This window comes from Salinibaculum sp. SYNS191 (assembly GCF_037338445.1).
Lineage (GTDB): Archaea > Halobacteriota > Halobacteria > Halobacteriales > Haloarculaceae > Salinibaculum > Salinibaculum marinum.
The window spans coordinates 1,471,868-1,491,106 of sequence record NZ_CP147838.1 but is presented as its reverse complement, the minus strand read 5'-3'; the positions used below and the strand labels follow the sequence as shown (position 1 = coordinate 1,491,106).

The 19,239-nt window shown below is 65.5% G+C and carries 18 protein-coding genes and 1 pseudogene; 8 read left to right on the top strand and 11 right to left on the bottom strand.

Annotated features, from left to right (window positions below):
* Positions 1 to 72 precede the first annotated feature (72 nt).
* Both WDJ57_RS08115 and WDJ57_RS08110 read right to left on the bottom strand, forming a co-directional pair.
* Entirely contained in the window at positions 73 to 906 is an 834-nt protein-coding gene (locus tag WDJ57_RS08115; RefSeq protein ID WP_380629203.1) for a deoxyribonuclease IV, read from the bottom strand.
* 121 nt (positions 907 to 1,027) lie between these two features.
* Entirely contained in the window at positions 1,028 to 1,837 is an 810-nt protein-coding gene (locus WDJ57_RS08110; RefSeq protein WP_338905437.1) for a lipoate--protein ligase family protein, read from the bottom strand.
* 99 nt (positions 1,838 to 1,936) lie between these two features.
* Between WDJ57_RS08110 and WDJ57_RS08105 the strand changes: the two genes are divergently transcribed.
* From WDJ57_RS08105 to WDJ57_RS08095, 3 genes are all read left to right on the top strand, one after another.
* Positions 1,937 to 2,338: an acyl-CoA thioesterase gene (locus WDJ57_RS08105; protein WP_338905435.1), complete on the top strand. Its 402-nt coding sequence runs from the start codon at positions 1,937 to 1,939 to the stop codon at positions 2,336 to 2,338.
* Between the two features lie 51 nt (positions 2,339 to 2,389).
* On the top strand, positions 2,390 to 3,367 hold the full coding sequence (locus WDJ57_RS08100) for an LLM class flavin-dependent oxidoreductase (RefSeq protein ID WP_338905434.1): 978 nt from the start codon (positions 2,390 to 2,392) through the stop codon (positions 3,365 to 3,367).
* Between the two features lie 91 nt (positions 3,368 to 3,458).
* Positions 3,459 to 3,671 (top strand): hypothetical protein, encoded by a 213-nt coding sequence (locus tag WDJ57_RS08095; RefSeq protein ID WP_338905433.1) that lies wholly within the window; start codon positions 3,459 to 3,461, stop codon positions 3,669 to 3,671.
* 178 nt (positions 3,672 to 3,849) lie between these two features.
* Here the strand turns inward: WDJ57_RS08095 and WDJ57_RS08090 are convergent, their stop codons facing one another.
* On the bottom strand, positions 3,850 to 4,167 hold the full coding sequence (locus WDJ57_RS08090) for an RPA12/RPB9/RPC11 RNA polymerase family protein (protein ID WP_380629200.1): 318 nt from the start codon (positions 4,165 to 4,167) through the stop codon (positions 3,850 to 3,852).
* Between the two features lie 483 nt (positions 4,168 to 4,650).
* Complete coding sequence (locus WDJ57_RS08085) at positions 4,651 to 5,460, bottom strand: helix-turn-helix transcriptional regulator (protein ID WP_338905432.1); 810 nt, start codon at positions 5,458 to 5,460, stop codon at positions 4,651 to 4,653.
* A 185-nt stretch (positions 5,461 to 5,645) separates the two neighbouring features.
* Between WDJ57_RS08085 and WDJ57_RS08080 the strand changes: the two genes are divergently transcribed.
* The gene (locus WDJ57_RS08080) at positions 5,646 to 6,077 is read left to right on the top strand and encodes an ester cyclase (protein ID WP_338905431.1); all 432 of its coding nucleotides are present in this window, start codon (positions 5,646 to 5,648) and stop codon (positions 6,075 to 6,077) included.
* A gap of 97 nt (positions 6,078 to 6,174) precedes the next feature.
* Here WDJ57_RS08080 and WDJ57_RS08075 read toward each other — a convergent pair whose 3' ends face one another.
* Both WDJ57_RS08075 and WDJ57_RS08070 read right to left on the bottom strand, forming a co-directional pair.
* A complete protein-coding gene (locus WDJ57_RS08075; protein WP_338905430.1) occupies positions 6,175 to 6,570 on the bottom strand; it encodes a cupin domain-containing protein in 396 nt (131 codons plus the stop codon).
* Positions 6,571 to 6,839: 269 nt separating this feature from the next.
* Complete coding sequence (locus tag WDJ57_RS08070; protein ID WP_338905429.1) at positions 6,840 to 7,262, bottom strand: hypothetical protein; 423 nt, start codon at positions 7,260 to 7,262, stop codon at positions 6,840 to 6,842.
* Between the two features lie 90 nt (positions 7,263 to 7,352).
* On the opposite strand from WDJ57_RS08070, the gene uvrB reads away from it, so the two are divergent.
* The 3 genes from uvrB to WDJ57_RS08055 all read left to right on the top strand — a co-directional run bounded on the left by uvrB (position 7,353) and on the right by WDJ57_RS08055 (position 11,747).
* Positions 7,353 to 9,404 (top strand): excinuclease ABC subunit UvrB, encoded by a 2,052-nt coding sequence (gene uvrB, locus WDJ57_RS08065; RefSeq protein WP_338905428.1) that lies wholly within the window; start codon positions 7,353 to 7,355, stop codon positions 9,402 to 9,404.
* Between the two features lie 194 nt (positions 9,405 to 9,598).
* Positions 9,599 to 9,820 (top strand): hypothetical protein, encoded by a 222-nt coding sequence (locus WDJ57_RS08060; RefSeq protein ID WP_338905427.1) that lies wholly within the window; start codon positions 9,599 to 9,601, stop codon positions 9,818 to 9,820.
* Positions 9,807 to 11,747 carry an ester cyclase gene (locus WDJ57_RS08055; RefSeq protein WP_338905426.1) on the top strand — a complete coding sequence of 647 codons (1,941 nt, stop codon included), beginning with the start codon at positions 9,807 to 9,809 and terminating at the stop codon, positions 11,745 to 11,747. Before WDJ57_RS08060 ends, WDJ57_RS08055 begins: the two co-directional genes overlap by 14 nt.
* 20 nt (positions 11,748 to 11,767) lie before the next feature.
* Here WDJ57_RS08055 and WDJ57_RS08050 read toward each other — a convergent pair whose 3' ends face one another.
* Both WDJ57_RS08050 and WDJ57_RS08045 read right to left on the bottom strand, forming a co-directional pair.
* Entirely contained in the window at positions 11,768 to 12,421 is a 654-nt protein-coding gene (locus WDJ57_RS08050; RefSeq protein ID WP_338905424.1) for a MarC family protein, read from the bottom strand.
* Positions 12,422 to 12,716: 295 nt separating this feature from the next.
* On the bottom strand, positions 12,717 to 13,370 hold the full coding sequence (locus tag WDJ57_RS08045; protein ID WP_338905423.1) for a MarC family protein: 654 nt from the start codon (positions 13,368 to 13,370) through the stop codon (positions 12,717 to 12,719).
* A gap of 220 nt (positions 13,371 to 13,590) precedes the next feature.
* On the opposite strand from WDJ57_RS08045, the gene WDJ57_RS08040 reads away from it, so the two are divergent.
* Positions 13,591 to 14,466: an alpha/beta fold hydrolase gene (locus tag WDJ57_RS08040; RefSeq protein ID WP_338905422.1), complete on the top strand. Its 876-nt coding sequence runs from the start codon at positions 13,591 to 13,593 to the stop codon at positions 14,464 to 14,466.
* 15 nt (positions 14,467 to 14,481) lie between these two features.
* On the opposite strand, the gene WDJ57_RS08035 is transcribed toward WDJ57_RS08040, so the two are convergent.
* The 3 genes and pseudogenes from WDJ57_RS08035 to WDJ57_RS08025 form a co-directional block, all read right to left on the bottom strand.
* Positions 14,482 to 15,987, bottom strand: a complete 1,506-nt coding sequence (locus tag WDJ57_RS08035) for a globin-coupled sensor protein (RefSeq protein ID WP_338905421.1) — start codon at positions 15,985 to 15,987, stop codon at positions 14,482 to 14,484.
* 76 nt (positions 15,988 to 16,063) lie between these two features.
* Positions 16,064 to 16,501: pseudogene (locus WDJ57_RS08030) on the bottom strand (bacteriohemerythrin); the annotation flags it as partial.
* A 162-nt stretch (positions 16,502 to 16,663) separates the two neighbouring features.
* Complete coding sequence (locus WDJ57_RS08025; protein WP_338905419.1) at positions 16,664 to 19,213, bottom strand: PAS domain-containing protein; 2,550 nt, start codon at positions 19,211 to 19,213, stop codon at positions 16,664 to 16,666.
* Positions 19,214 to 19,239: the final 26 nt, after the last annotated feature.

Below are 19,239 nucleotides of genomic sequence, written 5' to 3'. Positions count from 1 at the left end.
GGAACTGTGCGGGTCAGAAGCATATCTCGGCCGCCCGCACTGTGGCGGACTCCCGGTGGACCGAACCTGTCGTTACTCGCGCAGTTCTTTCACGCGCTCGACGTTCCAGGCGAAGCTCTTGCCGTTCTCCGTCGGCGTCTCCAGCACCAGCGGAACGTCGCGAATCAGGTCGTGGTTGACGAACGCGCGCATGCCGTCCGCGCCGATGAGACCCTCGCCGACGTGAGCGTGTTCGTCCTTGTTCGTCCCGCACTCGTGTTTGGAGTCGTTGAGGTGGACGCAGGCGAGGTCGTCCGCGCCGACGACGTCGTCGAACTCGGCCAGCGTCTCGTCGACAGCCGTCGGCGTCGAGAGGTCGTAGCCCGCCGCGAACATGTGGGCGGTGTCGAGACAGACCTCCAGGTCCTGGTCGGTACGCTCCATGACCGTGGCGAGGTGCTCGAAGTCGCCACCCAGCTTCGTCCCGCTGCCGGCGTCGGACTCGATGAGGACCGTCACGCCGTCGGGCACGTCGAGTTCGTCCAGCGCGCTGGCGGCGTTGTCGAGGCCGCCGTCGACGCCCGCGCCGGTGTGAGCGCCCAGGTGGACGTTGACGTAGTCGACGTCGAGTTTCGCGGCGGCGTCGACCTCCTTCTGCATCGAGTCGACGGACTTCTCGCGGAGGTCGTCTTTCGGCGTGCAGAGGTTGACGAGGTAGGAGGAGTGGATGACCCAGGGTCCCAGGTCGTACTCGGCCGCGCCCTCGCGGAACTTCTCGGCCTCGTCGTCGCCGATGTTCGGGTCCTGCCAGACCTGCGGGGAGTGGGAGAAAATCTGGCCGCAGTTGCCGCTGTACTCGCGTTGCTCGTCGATGGCGTTGTCGACGCCCCCGGCGATGGAGGCGTGTGCGCCGACTCGCAGTGACATACCGGCCAGTCGGACCGGGCCCCAATAGGAACTTCGTTGTTCTCCGGCCGCTCGCTACCCGTCCGTCGGGTCCTCGCTGCTCGCGGGTCGTTTCACTCCCCGCTCGCCTGTCGAGGACTCACTACGTTCGTCCTCGCTGCTCGCGGGTCCACGCGTCGCTGGCGTACTTGCGCTCGGCGCGCTCCCTGGCGCGGTCGAGCTCCGACTCGGTCCACTCTCCTTCGTAGGCATCAGACCACTCCTCGAGGGCCGCTTCGAGTGTGTCGACGGCGCTCTGTCGGTCGAGGCCCGACTGCTCGCGGACGGAGGTAACCCTTCCTTCGAAGGTATCACTGTCTGGCGGGTCGGCGAAGCAGTTCAGGTGGCGCTCCGTCGTCCGTGCGTAGGTCACCGAGCCGTGCTGGATGATGCTGTCACGCTGGCGGTACTGCGCGTTGCCGCTTATCTTCCGGCCGTCCCCGGCCAGCACGTCGTGGGCGGGGTGCAACTCCCGCAGATAACACGCTGGCTCGTGAATCGCCGGCTGTTCGCTCTCGGCGAAGGCCGCGTCCACGCCCATCGCATCGAAGGCGTCGAACAGTGGCTGGCAGAGGAGTTCGTAGCTGTCCATCAGGTTCCCGGGGAGTTCCTCGGCGGGGGCGACGACGGAGTAGGAGATGTCGCCGTCGCTGTCGTGGTAGATGGCCCCGCCGCCGGTCGGACGGCGGGTGACGGTGATACCCTCGCGCTCGCAGAAGTCCCAGTCGATGGTCGCGGGGTCCTGGTGGTAGCCCAGCGAGAGCGTGCTCGGCTCCCAGCGGTAGACCCGGACGGTTCGCGGACCGCCCGCCGCGGCCGTCTCGGCGGCGATCTCGTCCAGCGCCATGTTCAGCGGCCCCGGCCGTGTCTCCTCGCGGATGAGCCGCCACTCCGCCTCGGCGAGGTCGGTCATGCACCGCCGTACGCAACCGGGTCGGAAAGCCGTTGCGGCGGCCGAAGTTCCTACGTGGGAATCCGACAGAGGGAACTGTCCGGCAGCCACAGCGTTCGTATGTCCGAGTTCGAGTACGAGGTGTCGCTCACCGTCCGCTTCCGTGACATCGACGCGATGGGCCACGTGAACAACGCGGTCTACGCGACGTATCTGGAGCAGGCCCGCGTCCAGTTCATCGAGGACGTCATCGGCGAACCGCTGATGGAGACGGGGGCCGTCGTCGCCGACCTCCACATCGACTTCGAGCGCCCCATCGACTGGGGCGAGGAGGTCACCGTCGCCGTCCGCGCCGGCGAACTCGGTACCTCCTCGATTCCGCTGGAGTACGAAATCCACGCCGACGGCGACGTCGCCGCGACGGCGGAGACGCTGATGGTCACGTTCGACCCGGAGGCCCGCGAACCCAGACCGATGCCCGACGCCTGGCGCGAGCGCATCCAGGAACACCAGGGCAACTGACCCCAGGCGGGACACGTCGGCTTTTTTACCGCGTCCGCCGTCGGTCCTCCCATGCCAACTGGTGCGCTCGTCCCCGAGGACGACGGCGGTGTCGCTGCCTTCGCCGAACGCGCGGAGTCACTCGGCTACGACTCCGTCTGGACGCCCGAACTCTGGGGCCGGGATGCCTTCGTCGCGCTGACCCGTGCCGCTGCCGTCACCGACGAGGTGACGCTCGGGACCGCTATCGTCAACGTCTACGGTCGCTCGCCCGCGACGCTCGCGCAGGCCGCGGCCACGCTGGCCGACGCTGCGGGCGACCGGGTCCGCCTCGGCGTCGGGACGAGCACCCCGAAGGTCGTCGAGGACCTCCACGGGATGGCCTTCGAGAACCCGCCGCGGCGCCTCCACGAGACGGTCGAACTCGCGAAGGCGTTCCTGACCGCGGAGGGCAGAGTTTCCTACGACGGAGAGATGTTCGAGGTCGCGGACTTTCCGTCGCTCGGCGCGGACGTACCGGTCTACGCCGCGGCGCTCGGGCCGGCGAACCGTCGAGCGACCGGCCGGACGGCCGACGGCTGGCTCCCGCATCTCATCCCGTTCGACGACCTCGGCGCGGCCTTCGAGACGGTCGCAGAGACGGCCCGCGAGTCCGGGCGGGACCCCGCGGATATCGAGACCGCCCCCTACGTCCCCTCGGCGGTCAGCGAGGACCCGGCGGAGGCGCGGGCGGCGGTGCGCGGTCACCTCGCGTACTACGTCGGCAGCGGCGAGGGCTACCGGCGCTCGGTCGCGCGGCAGTTCCCCGACGCCGCAGACGAGGTGGCGAGTGCGTGGCGCGACGGCGACCGGGAGGGGGCTCGCGCGGCAGTCACCGACGAGATGGTCGATGCGCTGGGCGTCGCGGGCACGCCCGAAGAGGCGCGGGGGCAGTTCGACGAGGTAGCGGCGCTGGACGCAATCGACGAGCCAATCGTGGTCATCCCCGTCGGCACGGAGGAAGCGATGGCCGAGCGAACGGTCGAGGCGCTCGCGCCAGAAAAGCGATAGCGGGCGTTCTGGAACGGTTCTCGTCCCCGTCCGGTGCTCGATACAGCTGATGGCATGAACGTTTATCATGCCGAAATTCAAATGTATGGACATGTTCCGCAAGACCCTCCACTGGCTGGCCGAGACGGTAGGCCTCACGTCAGAAGGGGGTGATGACGAGTCGAAGGGCCGTCGATTTGTTCCGTCTCGGCTCGATTTCTCGGTTCGGTCTTCACACGGCGGTGGCAACACCGAGGGTGCCCGTGAACTCGACAACATCGACAAGAAGGCACACATTCTCGAACAGGAGCAACGCGACAACTAACCACGCTCACTGACCGATCACTACAGTGGATGTCTCTAGCACACCACATCGACATGTCGGGTACCTTCTAGAAACGCTGTCCGCGACAGAGAATGATCGTCCGGTGGTAGGAGGGTAGTCGAGAGTCTGATGTGGCAGTCTGTGCATATTTGAGCGGCGGGGTTCGCGAGATGTGCCGTCAGAACTCGCGCCACTTGCGCCCACACTCGACGCAGGTGAACAGCCGAACCTCGTAGGAGCCGCCCGGCTTCGGCATCATCTCGTAGTAGGCCCGGTCGCTGTCGCAGTCGTCCGCCGGACAAGGCTCCTGCATCGTCTCGCCGGAGCCCCGGGTCGCGTCGGCCACGTCGGGTGCCCCGTCGTCCCGCTGCACATCCCGGGTCGCCATCGTCGATTCTGCTTGCGAGTCCCGCGACTCCTCGTTCTCACAGGAGCGACACACCCACGTATCGCCCTCCGTGTGCATCATCGAACCACACTCGTCACAGAATTGCATATAAAGCAAAGGTCCACGGTTGTCGGATATATGTGTTCACTTCCGATCCGTCGTGGAGTTCAGCCAACTGCTCACGCAGACTGTACTGGCCGAATCAGACAGTTTCGACTCTCGGTGTGCGACGTGCTGCATACGCGCTGTGTATCCAGCAACCTCTGAAATCCTATCAGAGATGGAGGGGTTTAGATCAGGGGGTTGGCTGTAGTTTGAGGTTCTTGACACAATTGCGTCTACCAGCAGTTTCTGACTGTGGAACGCCGTTTTCCGAAAGTCAACCTCCAGGTACGCAGTCACAGCTCCTGAGAACCACCAGTAGTTCATCACCAGTTACTCAGTCAATATATTCAGTATCTGTAAAAGAGTGTGCAAGATATAGAGGACGTATTCAGTACGCTATTGGATCATGTCGCCCGATTTAACCTGAAATCAGGTTGTAGTACGCGCTGGTGTATGCTAGTTGACTCCGGCCAGAGAACAATTCCATTAGGCTTCGGGCAACATTGTCGAATCGAACGGTTCGGCCTCTGATTTGTACTTTTCGTAGAGTGACTCAGCCCACGACACCACAGCTGGATGTTCACTTTCTAACAATCCCTCTCCACGCACTCGATTGCCCCCTGAACGATCAAACCACAGGACTACGCGGCCATCGATGAGATGCATGTTGACTGGAATCTGACCGTCGTACACCCATACTTGATCGGCGAACGTGTGCCACGGAGCCGCCCGTTCCGGGCTGTCAAGGAGTTCCTCAATAAATGCGGCTTCGATGACCCCCTCGAGTTCTAATTGCCCTCGTTCGACTCCATCCGCGAGCGTCCGGACGATTATCTCCGGAGCGATCTGTGTGAGTCCCCGGTACGTCTCGCCCGTTCGGTACAGTTCCAGTGCCCGTTTGAAGTGAGCCTGCGGCCACTCCTCAGATGGGGTCGTAATCTCGGCGTCACGGAGATGGCGAATGTCCAGTTCCCGGGCCGGTTCCGGGAGCTGATTGATCACGTCCCTGAGTTGCTGCGCTCCTTCGACTGTCTCCAGGTGTGTTTGAAACTCCTCAATCATGACCTCTCCCATGTACGTGAGTTCGTATCGACGTCCTTCGGATTCGACCCACCCCCGGGACTCCCCCTCGTCGAGAATCCGCGCGACCGTTGACCGCGATGCGCCCGTGCGCTCGGCGAGGGTACTGCTCGTCGTCACCCCGTTGGCGAGTGCCTCGAACACCCGGACGCTGTTGGCCGAATTCGCAAAGAACTGGATGGCCTCCAGCGCGGGATCCATGTCATTTGTTGTCATATGCCGAGAATACGGTCAGATCCTATCTAATAGTTGGCCCGGGAGAAACACGGAATAGCAGAGAGGGCCACGGTGGTATCCGACAACCGTTGCACAAGGCGGGAACGTTCGCAAGGGTTGGGAACGCTCTCACCGAGTAGTAATATCCTCCCGGGCAACCGAATCTGAATTGGGTGAGTCAATCCATGGCGGAAGCCAGCACCACCGAGCACGAACAGACGCTGAATACGTACCAGGACTACGAGGACTTGTGGAACGGAGACTTCTCGAAGCTAGACGTAGTTGCCGAGTCGATCACATTCTACAATTCGTCTCTCCCCGAGGGCAAGCTTCACGGACGCGAGGCATTTGAGGCGTACCTCCGCAAGCTTCGCTCGGCGTTTCCCGACTGGTACGTCGTCGCCGACGATCTGCTTGTGGATGACGGGATCGTTATGAAAGAATGGACGATAACGGGAACACACGAAGGGGAGTACAAGGGAATCCCCCCGACTGGACGCGAATTTGAGATCAGGGGGATGGATAAGATCCTGGTTGCAGACGGCAAAGTGCAGGAAGCTCGGCTCTACCACAACCCCCAGAGGGTGTCCGAACAACTTGGTCTCACAGAAGATTGACACCAAACTCAGAGGGTATCTTCAGCAATCGATCAGGATTCGAATCGCCGAAATAGTGAGGAGGTAGTCGACTGGGGGTGTACAACCGTCGTTGTTATTATTCTTCCATGTCGCTCATCTTCTGCACGACGTGGTCAAGGACGTGACTATGCTCGTCTTGTGGACTGAACAGGACGAACTCGACACTCTCGTCCTCCGTGAAAAGCGTGTGTCCGGGAGGCCAGTAGACGGCCTCACCCGCCTTGTGTATTTCTTCGGTCCCGTCAGAGTATCGGACATGAACCGCGCCGTCCATGATGTATCCCCAGTGGGGACATTGGCACAGGTCGTTTTCCAGCCCTTCAAGCAGCCCCGTGACGTCGACGCCAGCAGACATCGTCCCACGGGCGACGTCGAACCCCCGTCCCTCGAGCGTTCCGAAGTCGGTCAGTTGTTGAATATTCGCGTCTGGTGACTCGACCTTCGCCGGTATCTCTTCTGTCTGTTGGTGCATACTCTCACCGCTGTACGACTACGACGTCTTCCCATGTATACTGGTACCATTACACACCAAAGTGTTTTTTGAACAACTGAGTGACCCACGACCAACCAGACGGGAGGCGTGCTGAATACGCGCTCTGTACCTCGCACGGCTATTCGAATGTGTCTGAGAAATGGTAAGAAATCAACGGCCCGTACGCAGGTTTACTGAACAGGAGATTCGTCCGCAACCACCCTGGGGTCTCCCTCGTGAACTGTTCTCTGACTCCCTCTGGCGGTCGTCTAGTCGAAGCTGACCGCCCGTTCCTGCGGACTCGACTCGTCGTTCCGGTAGCCGTAGGCCGCGCCGGCGAGCAACAGCAGGCCGGCGACCAGCGTGAGATACAGCCCGATGCCGGCACTGACGCTGAACTCGATTGCCGCGCTGCCGACCTGGCTCCCGGTGCTGCTGAAGACGTTGCCGGCGACAAGCAGCGTCAGCACGCCGAGCAGGCCGACGCCGAGGACGTCCCCTCTCTCCCAGTCGCGCATGACGACGAGTCCACCCGCGATGACGCCGAAGACGAGCGTGAACACGCCGTCGCCGTCGATGCCAGTCATAGTGATGAACCCCGCCGAGACCCAGGGCAGGAACGCCCCGAGAACCGCGAGGACGCCGCCGCCGAGTGTCAGTTTCTCGCCGGTCGTGAAGTTGTCCGTATCCATGGCGACGCCTTCACCCACTGCCGGTAAAGTCGTTGGGGAACGCCGCCGCGAGACGCACCCCTCAAGTCCGTCCAGCCCTACCGTCGCGTAATGAGCGACAGCGGTGGCCCCCTCTCACCGGACCGTCCGGACGTCGACCACGACTTCCGCGTGGACGCACCGTTCTCTCCCGCCGGCGACCAGCCCGAAGCCATCGAGCAACTGGTCGACGGCTACCGCCAGGGCATGGAGAAACAGACCCTGCTCGGCGTCACGGGGTCGGGTAAGACCAACACCGTCTCCTGGGTCATGGAGGAGCTACAGAAGCCGACCCTCGTGATCGCCCACAACAAGACGCTGGCCGCACAACTCTACGAGGAGTTCCGGGAACTGTTCCCGGACAACGCCGTCGAATACTTCGTCTCCTACTACGACTACTACCAGCCAGAGGCCTACGTCGAGCAGACGGACACCTACATCGACAAGGACGCCTCCATCAACGACGAAATCGACCGCCTGCGCCACTCCGCGACGCGGTCGCTGCTCACGAGAGACGACGTCATCGTCGTCGCGAGCGTCTCGGCCATCTACGGGCTCGGTGACCCCCGGAACTACGTCGACATGAGCCTCCGTCTGGAGCAGGGCGAGGAGCTAGACCGGGACGAACTGCTGGGGCGTCTCGTGGACCTCAACTACGAGCGCAACGACGTGGACTTCACGCAGGGCACCTTCCGCGTGCGCGGGGACACCGTCGAAATCTATCCGATGTACGGCCGCTACGCGCTACGCGTGGAGTTCTGGGGCGACGAAATCGACCGCATCCGCAAACTCGACCCGCTGGAGGGCGAGGTCAAGAGCGAGGAACCCGCGGCGCTGATTCACCCGGCCGAGCACTACTCCATCCCCGAGGAGCGCCTGCAGCGGGCGATGGACGAGATTCGGGACCTCCTCCAGGACCGCATCCGCTACTTCGAGCGGGCGGGCGACATGGTGGCCGCCCAGCGCATCGAGGAGCGCACCACCTTCGACCTGGAGATGATGGAGGAGACGGGCTACTGCTCGGGCATCGAGAACTACTCGGTGCACCTCTCGGACCGCGAGAGCGGCGACGCGCCGTACACGCTGCTGGATTACTTCCCCGACGACTTCCTCACCGTCGTCGACGAGTCCCACCAGACGCTGCCACAGATTCGCGGCCAGTTCGAAGGGGACAAATCGCGCAAGGAGAGCCTGGTCGAGAACGGTTTTCGTCTCCCCACGGCGTTCGACAACCGCCCGCTGACCTTCGAGGAGTTCGAGGAGAAGACCGACCAGACGCTGTACGTCTCTGCGACCCCCGCCGACTACGAGCGCGAGGCGAGCGAGCAGGTCGTCGAGCAGATCGTCCGTCCCACCTACCTCGTCGACCCCGCGGTCGAGGTGGCCGACGTCGAGGGGCAGGTCGAGAACCTCATCGACCGCCTGCAATCGCTGCCCGACGACGAGCGCGCGCTCGTGACGACGCTCACCAAGCGCATGGCGGAAGACCTCACCGAGTACTTGGAGGAGGCGGGCCTGGACGTGGCCTACATGCACGACGAGACGGACACGCTGGAGCGACACGAACTCATCCGGTCGCTCCGTCTGGGCGACCTGGACTGCATCGTCGGCATCAACCTCCTCCGCGAGGGCCTGGACATCCCCGAGGTGTCGCTCGTGGCGATTCTCGACGCCGACCAGGAGGGCTTCCTGCGCTCGGAGACGATGCTCGTCCAGACGATGGGCCGCGCCGCCCGGAACGTCAACGGCACCGTCGTCCTCTACGCGGACGAACCCAGCGGGGCGATGGAGTCGGCCATCGACGAGACCCAGCGCCGCCGGCGCATCCAGCAGGAGTACAACGAGGAGCACGGCCACGAACCGGCGACCATCGAGAAGGCCGTCGGCGAGACGAACCTGCCCGGGAGCAAGACCGATACCGGCGGCGCGGGCAGCCTCGACCCCGACGACGACGAGGAGGCCGCCCGCGCCGTCGCGGACCTCCAGGAACGGATGCAGGAGGCCGCAGACAACCTGGAGTTCGAACTCGCCGCGGACATCCGCGACCGCATCCGCGAGTTGCGGGAGGACCACGACCTCGACGGCGGCGACGAGGGCGTCCCCGCCCCCGAAAGCGAGTTCTGACCGCGGCGGCTCCGCGCTGCAAGTAAGTCCACCTTACCGGCGCTCAGCCCCGCGGTCGTCGACAGCGGGTGGACCTGGCGGCGCTATCGCCCCTCTATAACAAAGTCGTCGGACTCCGAGGGACGGACCTGTGTCACCAGTCCGCGGTGACGACTGGCCCCGACGTGACCGCGGGAGGGACAATCTCCAAGAGCATGACCACCCAGTACATCTCCGGCCTGGCCACCGACGGCCATGGCACCGACTCGCCGACGAGGTCCAGCGACTCACTGACGACGGCCAGTACCGCCCGCACAGCCGAGGGGGCGGATGCCTGGACTGCAGCCGTTCGACGCACAGACACCTCCCGCACCGGACGGGTCGCGACCGGCAGCACTGACCCGTCCGAGTCACCAGATTACGATGTCCACGAGTGATACGCCCCGGCCGACCGTCGCAATCGCGTGTCAGGGCGGGGGCAGCCACACCGTGTTCACGGCCGGCGTCCTCGACCGGTTGCTCGCCGAGGAGTCGGTCGACTACGACATCGTCGGCATCAGCGGCACCTCGGGCGGCGCAATCTGTGCCTTCGCGACCTGGTTCGGCCTCGCGCGCGATGGCCGCGACGCGGGCCGCGAGACGGCCAGAGACCTCCTCGCACAGATCTGGGAGGACCTCAAGGCCGAGGAGCTGTTCGACGCGATGGTCAACGCCGTGGGCGTCGGGATGGTCCGCGCCCAGGGGATGGGCGTCCCGATGCCGACGTTCAGCCCGTACGACACCCCGGCCTCGGACTGGGGCCGGGACGTGCTGCGCACGACGCTCGAAAACGCCATCGACCCGGACGACCTCGCGTCGGTCGTCGGGAGAACCGACCCGCTGCCGCCCCGTCTCGACCTCGGGGCCGTGGACGTCCAGCGTGGCACCTTCCGGACCTTCACCGAGCGGGACGTGACCTACGACGCCGTCCTGGCTTCGGCGTCCGTGCCGAACATCTTCCAGGCTGCGCCCGTGACCCAGTCCGACGGGACGACCCGCTGGTACTGGGACGGCCTGTTCTCCCAGAACCCGCCCCTCGGAAATCTCTTCGGCCGGACGCAGGACCGTCTGGACCACGCCGACGAACTCTGGATTATCCAGATAAACCCGCAGCGCGACGACGACATCCCGACCGACATCGAGACCATCGCGGACAGACGCAACGAACTCGGCGGCAACCTCTCCGTGAACCAGGAACTGGAGTTCATCCGACAGCTGAATGAGTGGGAAGCCAAGGGTGCCCTCGAAGACGTCTACGACCCAATCGAGGTGAAGACGATAAACCTGGAGGAGGCGCTGATATCGTCGAACGGTCGCCTGGATTACGCGACGAAACTGGACCGTGCGCCCCGGTTTCTCGATCGGCTCTGGGACCACGGGACCGCCCAGGCCGAGCGGTTTCTCGACACCGAACGGGACCGGCGACGGGTCCGCCAGTCAGTCGAGGCGACCTGGGCGGGCAAGACGCAGGCCGAGACCGACGAGTGGATCCTGCCGGGCTTCGAGGCACGGTTCCCGACCGGACTCACGCAGCTCCGCAACTACCTCCAGGACGAACCGGCCGCCGAACCGGGACCGCTGGATATCGAGGCACTGGTGGCGTTCAGCAGGCAGATACGGGAGGCCTTCCCCGACCTGACGTTCGACATCGAGGAGATGGTCGTTCAGCCGGACGCGGTGGCGACGCGCTGGACGGCCACCGGAACCCACTCCGGCACGCTGCTGGACATCGAGCCGACCGGACAGGAGGTCACTCTCTCGGGTATCCGCATCGACCACCTCCGGGACGGGCGAATCGCCGACATGTGGCTCCTGATCGAACAGTGGAGTCTGCTCCGCCAGCTGGAGGCAGCCGAGGTCGAAATGCCGATTTCGACGATGAGTCGCGTGAGCGCGACGCCCGTCGTGACGCAACTGTCGGCCCCGGCCGAGAACGAGGAACTCGTCCGCACGCTGGTCGAAGACGTCTGGAACGAGGGCAAGCGAGACCCGCTAGCGCGCGTCCTCGACGAGGGTACCGTCCTGTTCCTCGACGACGAGGACGACCGCGTCGGCCGCGACGGCTACTGGACGTTCGTCTCCCGGTATCGGGACGCGTTCCCGGACCTGGAACTCACCATCGAGGACGTCGTCTCGGAGGGGGACAAGATTGCACTCCGGCTGCGGTGGACGGGCACGCACGAGGGGTCCGTGCTGGGCGTGGACGCGACCGGCGCTGAGGTCGAGGTGGACCGCATGGAGATTCACCACATCGACGACGGCCGCATCGTCGAGACGGGCATCGTCGAGGACACGGTGGGACTCCTCCAGCAACTCGGCGCGTAGGTCCCGTCGGTCGACCCCCGTTAGAGGACCCCGTGGGGGATGATGTCGAGGCCGGCGAGCCCGTCGAGTATAAACTCGACTGCCAGGGCAGCCAGGAGCACGCCGAAGACCGTTTCGGTGACGGCCAGGCGCGACTCGTCCAGATTGGCCGCGACCCGGTCCACGTTCGTGAAGACCAGCCAATCGAAGGCACCGACCAGCAGGACCAGCACGACGAGCACCGCCAGCATGACCAGCGAGTCGAGCGCGCCGGAGAAGGTCACGAGCAGCGTGATTCCGACGGGGTTCAGCAGGTAGGGGACGGCCAGGGGGTACAGTGCCGTCTCCATCGGGTCGCGGTCGCTCGTCGTCTCCTCGTGGTCCTCCTCGCGCTGGCCGGAGACAATCATCCGGAGCGCGAGGAGAAAGAAGACGACTCCGCCGGCGATGAACAGCGAGTCCCTGGAGAAATGCAGGAGCCGCATGAGCAGTGAGCCGAAAACCACCAGCACCAGCGCCACGACGACGGCAGTCCGTATCATCCGTTCTGCGACCTCTCTCCGCGTCTCGTCGTCCATCTCGGCGGTCACGTCGAGAAACGGTACCAGCGCTACCTTCGGTCCCATCCCTATCAGAAGCAGGACGAAGACGTCGAGAACGAGGACACTGTCGATCTCGCCGAGAGTCGTCGTCATCGCTCGCGTCCCTGGCGCGGCCGTCCCGTCGGCTCGACTGTCCTCCCGCCTGCCGGGGACTGGTGCAACAGCCGGGAACGACCGGTCCCGTGCCGGCGGCCGGGGAGTGGACAACTGGGCGGATAGCAGTCTCTCATTGGTGTGGCTGGGGGCAGTGAGCGACAGTGCACCCCGTCACGTCGGTGACGGGTGAGCAGGCTCCACCCGAGAACTACGACCCGGCCGACAAAATGCGTTGTTGCGACTCCCCTGCCACCCTCTCACGAACCGGTGGTCGGACAGGTCGAACCGCCGGTCACACTCCCAGGGTGACGCCCAGGTCGGTCAAGAGGCCGACCGCCCCTCTGAAGAGCAACTGGACGGCGATGGTCGAGAGGATGATGCCCGACACCCGCGTCAGGATGTCCATCCCTCCGGTCTCCCGGAGCCGGTTGGCAATCAGCGGCGAGATGTAGTGCGTCGTCCCGACGACCAGGGCCATCCCGACGACGATTGCCGAGAGGAGCACGCGGTCCCTCGTCGCGGGGTACTGCGCGGAGACGGCGATGGCGATTGCGGCCGTCGCGCCGCCGACGGAGAGCGGAAACGTCAGCGGAACGGTGATGACGCGATGCCAGTCTCCGTCCCCGGAGTCCGCCTCGTAGTCCACGTCGTCCCGCTGGTTTCCATGCATCATCATGGGCCCCGCCGTGAGGAGCAGGGCGATACCCCCGGTGGCAGTCAGTCCGGGCACCGTCAGTCCCAGGAGGGTCAAAAGCGGCGGTCCGAACCAGACGGATGCGAGCATGACGAGCGTGTAGTTGAGGCTGACCTGTCCGGCCATCCGTCGCTGTGCGGCGCGCGGATAGACGCCGGATATCGTGGCGATGCCACCGATTCGTGCGAAGGGGCTGAAGATGGTAAACAGGCTCACGAAGAAGATGGCGAGTTCGTCCAGCGGTATTGCCATAGGTGGTCTGTGACTCCGCGGCGACTCGGCGACGGGTCCGTCCCCCCGTTCCCGCGCCGTCCGGGCGGGAGCACGGACGACGAGATTGCTGAAAAGTATTCGCCGGTTACTCTCCGGCGGCGCGCTATTGCTCGCCTTACCGCCGGCGAAACCCAGTTTTCCTCGCGGCTGTGACCGGACAGTGCGTGGATTCTTGGCGTCTCGAACGGTATCCATTCGTATGACAGTCCGAGCGAGAGACCCGACGCCGAGGGTTCCAGGGACCGAGGTGTCGAGCCACGTCGCTTCCGTCGAGGGAACCGGCTTGCACTACCTCACGGCCGGCGAGGGGCGACCGCTGCTCTTGCTCCACGGCGGCATCATCGACGCGGCCGACATCTCCTGGCGCGACCTCATCGGCCCGCTGGCCGCGGAGGCAGAAGTTCACGCGCTCGACCTGCCGGGGTACGGCCACAGCGACATGCCCGATGGTCCCCTCACCCTGGACCGTCACGTCCGCCTGGTCGGCGGCTTCCTCGACGAACTCGACCTGGACGACCCCGTCGTCGCGGGTCTCTCGATGGGCGGTGGCATCGCCGTCGGCCTCGGGCTGGAGCACCCAGAGCGGGTCGCTGCCGTCGTCCCCGTCGACGCCTTCGGCCTCGGCCGCGACCTCCCCAACGGGCTGCTGACGTGGCTGCTCGCGAAGATTCAGGTCACGAACAACGTCTCCGTCGCGCTCATCGCCCGCAGTCGTCGGTTCACCGAGGCCTCGCTCGCCTCGCTCGTCCACGACCCCGACTGCATCTCCGACGCGCTGGTCGACCGCGTCATGGCGGAGGCGCGGCAGCCACACGCCGGCGCTGCCTTCCGGAAGTTCCGCGCCGCGGAGGTCACCCGCCGCGGCTACCGCACCGACTACTCCGACCGCGTCCGGGAGCTGTCGGTCCCGGCGCACTTCGTCCACGGCAGCGAGGACGACATGTTCCCCGCCGAGTGGGCCCGCCGCGCCGCCGACCGGGCGGGCGCGGATGTGACCATCCTCGACGACTGTGGCCACCTCGCGACCGTCGAGAAACCCGACGCGATTCGTTCGGTCGTCGCAGAAATGCTGTGAGCGACGGGTGCGCGGTCAGTGGTCCTCGCTGAGTTGCTTGAGGTCGGAGGTGACCTTGAACACCTTCGCGGTCTGTTGCTCGCTGGCGGTCGCGACCTCGTTTATCTCCTCGCTGACCTCGGTGATGCGGTCGGCGGCGTCGTCTATCATGCTGGCGACCTCCTCGGTGGAGGAGGCCTGGTCGTCGGTCGCGGCGGAGACCTCCCGGACGCCGTTTGCGGCCTCCTCGACGACCCCGAGAATCTCGTCGAGTTGCTGGAGGGCGTCTTCCACCCGGTCGATGCCGGTGTCGATGCGCTCGCCGGCGGTCTCGACGCTGTCGACTGTCTCCTCGATGCCGGCCTGTACGTCGTCGATGAGCGCCTCGATGTCGTCGGCCTGGTCCTGTGACTCCTCCGCGAGGGACTTGACCTCGTCGGCGACGACGGCGAAGCCCTCGCCCGCCTCGCCGGCGCGAGCGGCCTCGATGGAGGCGTTCAGCGCCAGCATGTTCGTCTGCTCGGCGATGTCGTCGATGACGTCGACCACCTCGCCTATCTCCTCGGTGCGGTCCTGCAACCGGGTGACGCCGGTCTCTATCTCGTCCGCGGAGTCGTCGATGTCCTCCAGGACGTCGATGGCGTCGGTGGCGGACTGCTGGCCCTCCGCCGCGGCTTCGAGGGCGCGCTCGCTCGTCGTCTCGACCTGGTCGGTGGTCGCCGCTATCTCCTCGACCGTGGCGCTCAGGTTCGACATCTCCGCGCGTATCTCCTCCATGTTCCCGGACTCCGTCTCGGCGAGGTCGCTGATGCGCTGGGCGCTCTTCGAGACGTCGCTCGTGAAGTCCTGGAGGTCGCGGGCGGCCTCCTGGGTGTCGGCGGCTATCTCCCGCCGTCGCTCCATCTCCGCCTGGAGCTCCTGCTCGCGGCTCTCGATGTAGGTGTCCATCGCCACCTGCATGTCGAGGTTCATCAGCTTCAGAAGCGACAGCGCCGTCTCCGCGCCGCCGTCTAGCTCGTTGCCGACTTCCGCGATGGTCTCCTTGTCGACGCCGGCCGCCTGGAGGGTCTCGGTCACGCGCTCCTCGGTCCGGTCGGCCACCATCGAGAGGACGGTCTCGAAGTAGAACGCGTACTGGCCGACGTACTGTCTGGCGGGCATCTCCAGCAGGTCGTGGAGCTTCCCGATGCGGGCGCGGGTCCGGAAGTAGTCCGGCCCGTACGCCCCGTCGGCCAGCGAGGTCCAGTAGGCCTGCTGGGTTCGCTTCAGTTCCTCGACGCCCTTCGGCGAGCGCTCGATGACCGCTTCGGTCTCCTCGACGCCGGTCAGGCGCTCGTAAAACTCGTCGGCGACGTCCGGTGCCGTCTCCTGGAGGCGCTCTTCGAGGTCGGCGATGCGGGCGGCGTCCCCGTCGTCGAAGCCGACGAACTCCTTGCGCCACGCGACGTCTGCCTCGTCGAGGCCGACGAGCGCGTCCAGTTGCTCGTCGTCGACCTCGTCGTTGAGCCCACCCTGTCCGAACTGCTGCTGTTGTTCACTCATGTGTCGTTGTCTGTCGGTTCACGCGGCGAGGAACCTCGCCGCTGTCGTCTCCACGCTCGGGACACTCACTCTCCTACTCGAAGCTGTACCCGTCGAGTTCCTGCCGGACGTAGTCGCCGTAGCTCTGGTCCTGGTCGTCGCCGGCGATGTGCGAGTCCAGCCAGTCGCGGGCGAACTCCAGCACCTCCATCGTGATGTACTCCCCGTTCTCGTGTTTCTCGCGGAGTTCGCTCACCTTCGCCGCGAAGTTCTCGTGCATCTCCTGGTGGTCGTGGAAGCAACTGGAGCAGTCCTGTGCGAACCCGCAGTCTTTCATCATGGTCTCCTCGTCGCCGAAGTGGTACTCCGTGTACTCCTCCAGCTCCCGGAGGATGTCGCCGAGTTCCTCCTCCGCACGGCCCTCCTCCATCGCCGTGTGGAGGTCGTTGAGTAGCTCGAAGAGCCGCTGGTGCTGTTCGTCTATCTTCTCGACGCTGGTGCTGTAGCGGCTGTCGTCCCACTCGATCAGTGCCATGGTGATAACCCTCTATTCGAAGGTTTCCGACACCGGTTATAATACCCTTACCACTCAATTCTCACTTATTGAAAAAGTATCCACCAGATAGCTGTAAATCTGATTGGTCATTCAATAATGTAGCTCAAATTTAACGTATTCGGAACGCAGTTTCGTCGCGTCTCAGCGAGCGGGGGCCGTGGCGGTGCGGACGGGGACCCTGACCGTGATGGTCGTTCCCCCGTCGTCGACGTCGCTGTGGAGGCTCCCGCCACACTGGAGGACCAGCCAGTTCGCCAGCCACAGTCCGAGCCCGCTGCCGTGTTTCAGCGCCGACTCGTCCCCGGATTCGAGCACGCGCCACTCGTGTGTCGGCAGGCCCGGCCCGTCGTCGGCGACGCGCACAGTGACCTCCTCCCCGCCGTCGCCGACGGTCGCCTCGACCCGCAGCGACGGGTCACCGTCGTTGTGTTCGAGCGCGTTGTGCGCGAGTTCGAACAGCGCCGGTTCCAGCGCGGCGTCGACGGTCACCGCACTGGTCGGCGGGACGACGTCCAGGTCGGCGTCGGGAAACTCCGCGCTCAGCTTCTCCCCGATGGTGTCGAACACTTCCCCGACGTCGACGGTCCGGTCGGTCCCCTCGCCCGCGCCGATGAGCCGCTCCGCGGTGTGGGCCTTCTCCGAGAGTTGCATCAGGTCCCAGGCCGTGTCCTCGATGTTCTCGATGGGGCCGACGATGTCCGCACTCTCCCCGTTTTCCGTCGCCGCGCTCTCCCCGTTTTCCATCGTCCCCTCGGCGCGAGCGAGCGCGAGTCTGGCGTTGCCCGTGATGACGTTCATCCCGTTGCGGAGGTTGTGCCGCACCACCCGGTCCAGTACGTCGAGGCGCTGGTCTCTGACCCGCTGGTCGGTGATGTCGACCTCGATGGCGATGACCGCGGTGACGTCGCCGCGTTCGTCGGTGACCGGTGCGACTGTCCGGTGGGCCCAGTAGCGCTCGCCGCCCTTGCGCCTGTTGTGGACCTCGCCCTCCCAGATGGACCCGGCCGCCACCGCCGTCCACATCCCGCTGTCGGTCCCGTCGCCGTTCGAGAGCAACTCCGGCGTCCGGCCGACGGCTTCCGAGCCGTCGTACCCGGTTATCTCCTCGAAGGCGGGATTGACGTAGCGGATGGTGCCGTCGGCGTCCATGATGAACAGGCCGTAGCCGGCCTGGTTGACCGCCTCCTGATAGCGCCGCGCCTCCTCGTGGGCCTCGATGGCGGCGAGTGCGTGTTGCAGGGTCTCGCGTATCTCCGCGAACATCGCCTGCTCGGCCTCGCCGAACCCGTCACCGTCGGTCGTGTACACCCCGAGCACGCTCTCGCAGTCCTCGCCAGGCTCCAGCGACAGCGTCATGCAGGCGGTGACGTCCCGCGCTGCCGCCAGCGAGTGCCAGCCGCCGCCGTCGGCGTCCACCTCGACGACGCCCGGGTAGCGTTCCTCTTCACAGACCACCTCGACCACCGGGTCGGCGTCCCCGGCCGACGGCTCCAGCCCGATTTCGTCGAGGTAGCTCCCGGGGTCCCCCGCGGCGTGTTCCCGGGCGGCGCTGTCGCCGTCGGCGCTGGCGAACCAGACGAACCGGTAGCCGTCGACCTCCGCGAGCACCTCACAGATTTTCTCTTTGGCCGCTCGCTCCGTCGACGCCTCGACGATGGCCTCGTTGACCTCCGAGCGGACCCGCGTCCGCTCCTCCAGGTGGACCAGCCGCGTCACGTCGGTCAGCGTGACGGCCGCCGAGATGAACTGCGGGCCAGCCTCGATTACTTTCTTCGTCGCCTGGTAGTGCCGGGTCGTCCCCTCGACGCTGGTGCTCACGACGTGCTGGTCGCCGACCGACAGGCCCGCGAGGGCGTTGTCGAGTGCCGCCAGCGAGTCCTCGCCCGCCGTCAGCGACGGGTAGGCCGCCGCGGCGTGGTCGTTGTAACTCACGACGGTGTCGTCGTCGTCGAGCAACAGCACCCCCTCCGAGAGGATGTCCACCAGTTGACTGTGCCCGGGCGTGCTGAGTTCCAGGAAGGAGTCCTCGGCGAAGAAGAGCACCCCGACGGCGAAGACGGCGACGCCCAGCGGCTCGTAGGTAACTCCGAGCAACAGGTCCGGGAACAGCGACCCGACCAGTGTGGGGACCACGGGCACCGCGATAGTCCCGGCCAGCAGGTACAGCGTCAGCGGCGTCTCCCGCTCCCGGAACGAGTCGTACAGCGCCCACAGCCCGACCCCGGAGAGCGCGTAGGCGAGACCCATGAGGAGCCAGTGGACGCTGCCGTAGCTGACCGCCATGTGGCGAAACGGCGTCGGCGACAGCGCCGCCGAGAAGTACGCCCCGTGGAGCGGGTTGGTCACCTTCACGAGCGTCGCGACGCCGTAGAACCCGCCCGCGGCGGCGACCGCTCGCCGGTCGCGGTGGTACGCCCGGCCGGTGTACGCAGAGACGAAGTACAGCCAGGCGAACACCGTCCCGAACCCGACCACCAGTCCGGCGATGTGCGCCCACCGCTTCGCGGCGAGGCCGGGTACGAGAAACTCGACGACGACCGCCAGCGCCCACAGCCCCGACAGAACCAGTAGCGCGACCAGCCCCCGGCGCACCTCCCGGGACGCGAGGCGACGCGTCTGCACGATACTCCCCAGGCACGCGATCGCCGCCCCCGAGAAAAGGACGAGATAGGTCGCATACAGTCCGTTCATCCTGCCGCTGCCTCGAGAGTCACTGG

Excerpts from the sequence above, each read along its gene's own strand:
- WDJ57_RS08095 (WP_338905433.1), top strand. The coding sequence starts at position 3,459 with ATGTTCCGCAAGACCCTCCACTGGCTGGCCGAGACGGTAGGCCTCACG.
- WDJ57_RS08045 (WP_338905423.1), bottom strand. The coding sequence starts at position 13,370 with ATGGCAATACCGCTGGACGAACTCGCCATCTTCTTCGTGAGCCTGTTT.
- uvrB (WP_338905428.1), top strand. The coding sequence starts at position 7,353 with ATGAGCGACAGCGGTGGCCCCCTCTCACCGGACCGTCCGGACGTCGAC.
- WDJ57_RS08105 (WP_338905435.1), top strand. The coding sequence starts at position 1,937 with ATGTCCGAGTTCGAGTACGAGGTGTCGCTCACCGTCCGCTTCCGTGAC.
- WDJ57_RS08090 (WP_380629200.1), bottom strand. The coding sequence starts at position 4,167 with ATGCAATTCTGTGACGAGTGTGGTTCGATGATGCACACGGAGGGCGAT.
- WDJ57_RS08025 (WP_338905419.1), bottom strand. The coding sequence starts at position 19,213 with ATGAACGGACTGTATGCGACCTATCTCGTCCTTTTCTCGGGGGCGGCG.
- WDJ57_RS08060 (WP_338905427.1), top strand. The coding sequence starts at position 9,599 with ATGACCACCCAGTACATCTCCGGCCTGGCCACCGACGGCCATGGCACC.
- WDJ57_RS08055 (WP_338905426.1), top strand. The coding sequence starts at position 9,807 with ATGTCCACGAGTGATACGCCCCGGCCGACCGTCGCAATCGCGTGTCAG.
- WDJ57_RS08080 (WP_338905431.1), top strand. The coding sequence starts at position 5,646 with ATGGCGGAAGCCAGCACCACCGAGCACGAACAGACGCTGAATACGTAC.
- WDJ57_RS08035 (WP_338905421.1), bottom strand. The coding sequence starts at position 15,987 with ATGAGTGAACAACAGCAGCAGTTCGGACAGGGTGGGCTCAACGACGAG.
- WDJ57_RS08075 (WP_338905430.1), bottom strand. The coding sequence starts at position 6,570 with ATGCACCAACAGACAGAAGAGATACCGGCGAAGGTCGAGTCACCAGAC.
- WDJ57_RS08040 (WP_338905422.1), top strand. The coding sequence starts at position 13,591 with ATGACAGTCCGAGCGAGAGACCCGACGCCGAGGGTTCCAGGGACCGAG.
- WDJ57_RS08085 (WP_338905432.1), bottom strand. The coding sequence starts at position 5,460 with ATGACAACAAATGACATGGATCCCGCGCTGGAGGCCATCCAGTTCTTT.
- WDJ57_RS08100 (WP_338905434.1), top strand. The coding sequence starts at position 2,390 with ATGCCAACTGGTGCGCTCGTCCCCGAGGACGACGGCGGTGTCGCTGCC.
- WDJ57_RS08110 (WP_338905437.1), bottom strand. The coding sequence starts at position 1,837 with ATGACCGACCTCGCCGAGGCGGAGTGGCGGCTCATCCGCGAGGAGACA.
- WDJ57_RS08070 (WP_338905429.1), bottom strand. The coding sequence starts at position 7,262 with ATGGATACGGACAACTTCACGACCGGCGAGAAACTGACACTCGGCGGC.
- WDJ57_RS08115 (WP_380629203.1), bottom strand. The coding sequence starts at position 906 with ATGTCACTGCGAGTCGGCGCACACGCCTCCATCGCCGGGGGCGTCGAC.
- WDJ57_RS08050 (WP_338905424.1), bottom strand. The coding sequence starts at position 12,421 with ATGACGACGACTCTCGGCGAGATCGACAGTGTCCTCGTTCTCGACGTC.